The organism is Mycobacterium sp. TH-M11 (genome assembly GCF_057473725.1).
Genome location: NZ_JBYCLD010000409.1, coordinates 1 through 2,095 on the forward strand (window position 1 = coordinate 1; position 2,095 = coordinate 2,095).

Here is a 2,095-nt window from a genome sequence, read left to right on the forward strand (position 1 = left end):
CGGTTCGCCGCACAGGTGATGACCGATCCCGCGTACTACAACGTCATGGTCAAAGACGCGCTTTCGTCGCCGTCTCTGGTCCAGGTCATCGACGGGATCAACCGCTGTCTGCCCGAACTTCCGATCGACGTTCGGGTAGAACGCAATCTGATGGCCCGCAATCTACTGGTGCACACCTGCGCTGATCGTGAACGGGCGTTGGCCCGCGGCGATCGCAAACTCGGCGTGGCCGAGCGCAGCGGGTCGCCGCCATTGGACCCAGGCGCTGCCGCTCGGTGGACATCCTGGGAGGCGGCCGGGACGCGCCTCATCGACGCGGTGGTCGGGCTGTGGCTGGCGCCAGTCACCCACGTCAAGAGTTGATGATGAAAGTTTCTGTGGAACAGGATAAATGCGCCTCGTCAGGCAATTGCGTGATGCATGCGCCGGAAATCTTTGACCAACGCGACGACGACGGCGTCGTCATCGTGCTCGATAAGCACCCGCCCGCCGCTCAAGCCGGCAACGCCCGCAGGGCCGAAGCAAGTTGCCCGGCCCTGGCCATTCACATCGAGGAGTGAGAAGTGTCCGACACGCTCACCGGCACCACGGCTGACGCGATCGCCCCCGAGTATCCGATGGAACGCGCCGCAGGCTGCCCGTTCGCCCCGCCGCCGGAAGTGATGAAGCTGGCCGCGGCGCACCCGCTGTCCCGGGTCAGGATCTGGGACGGCAGCACGCCGTGGCTCATCACCGGCTACGAAGAGGCCCGCACGCTGTTCTCCGATCCTCGGGTCAGCGTCGACGACCGGCGGCCCGGCTTCCCGCACTGGAACGAGGGCATGCTGTCCACGGTGCACAAGCGGCCCCGCTCGGTCTTCACCTCCGATGCCGAGGAGCACACCCGGTTTCGCCGAATGCTGTCAAAGCCGTTCACGTTCAAGCGAGTCGAGGGCCTGCGGCCAGCCATCCAGCAGATCACCGACGACGCGATCGACGCCATGTTGGCCGGCCCGAACCCGGGTGACATCGTCAGCGCGCTGGCGCTGCCGGTGCCCTCGCTGGTGATCAGCCAGCTGCTGGGGGTGCCGTACGAAGACGCCGAGATGTTCCAGCATCACGCCAATGTCGGTCTCGCGCGGTACGCCGCCGCCGAGGACACCATGAAGGGCGCGATGAGCCTGCACAAGTATCTTGCGCAGCTGGTCGAATCGAAGATGGAGTCTCCGGGCGAAGACGCGGTGTCAGACCTCGCCGAGCGGGTCAAGGCCGGTGAGCTGAGCGTGAAGGAGGCCGCGCAGCTGGGCACCGGGTTGCTGATCGCCGGACACGAGACCACCGCCAACATGATCGGTCTCGGGGTCCTCGCCCTGCTCGAAAACCCAGACCAGGCAGCGGTTTTCCGCGACACCGATGACCCCAACGTCATCGCCAATGCGGTCGAAGAACTCCTGCGCTACCTCTCGATCATCCAAAACGGCCAGCGCCGGGTCGCCGCCGAGGACATCGATATCGCGGGGGTTGTCATCCGCGCCGGCGAGGGCATCATCATCGACAACGCCCCGGCAAACTGGGACGCAACAGAGTTCAGCGAGCCCGACCGGCTCTACCTGCACCGCGCGGGTGCCGGTCAGCACGTCGCATTCGGCTACGGCCGCCACCAATGCGTCGGCCAGCAGCTTGCCCGCGCCGAGCTGCAGATCGTCTTTCACACGCTGATTCATCGCGTGCCCACGCTGGAACTTGCCGTGCCGATCGAGGATGTCCCGCTCAAACATGACCGGCTCGCCTACGGCGTCTACGAACTACCGGTCAGATGGTGAGTACCTTCGCCGGGCGACCCGGGCTGACAAGTCTCGACCACACCATCCGAACGAAGGGCCACTGATGTCGCCTCAACCAAGCACACTGTCGCTGTACCCACCGGGCGGACTCGGCGCGCCCAAGGATCGGCACGGCCAGGCCGACGGCAGCACCACCGGGCTGCCCGACGGAACCGTGGTGTTCTCGGCGGACAATCACATCTCGATCGCCGACGACATCTTCTACAACCGATTCCCGGACGAGCTCAAGGAGAAGGCGCCGCGGATCTGGTATGAGGACGGCGCTTATCAGG

Annotated in this window: 2 protein-coding genes and 2 pseudogenes; all 4 read left to right on the plus strand. The window is 65.5% G+C overall.

The annotated features are described in order from the left end of the window. Positions 1 to 363: pseudogene (locus AC2VOG_RS16200) on the plus strand (hypothetical protein); the annotation flags it as partial. Between the two features lie 2 nt (positions 364 to 365). Then, on the plus strand, positions 366 to 560 hold the full coding sequence (locus tag AC2VOG_RS16205; RefSeq protein WP_486940892.1) for a ferredoxin: 195 nt from the start codon (positions 366 to 368) through the stop codon (positions 558 to 560). 3 nt (positions 561 to 563) lie between these two features. Next, on the plus strand, positions 564 to 1,802 hold the full coding sequence (locus tag AC2VOG_RS16210) for a cytochrome P450 (protein WP_486940891.1): 1,239 nt from the start codon (positions 564 to 566) through the stop codon (positions 1,800 to 1,802). Between the two features lie 64 nt (positions 1,803 to 1,866). Continuing rightward, positions 1,867 to 2,095 (plus strand): annotated as a pseudogene (locus tag AC2VOG_RS16215) (amidohydrolase family protein); the annotation flags it as partial.

Coding starts and splice junctions, on each gene's coding strand:
- AC2VOG_RS16205 (WP_486940892.1), top strand. CDS start 366: ATGAAAGTTTCTGTGGAACAGGATAAATGCGCCTCGTCAGGCAATTGC.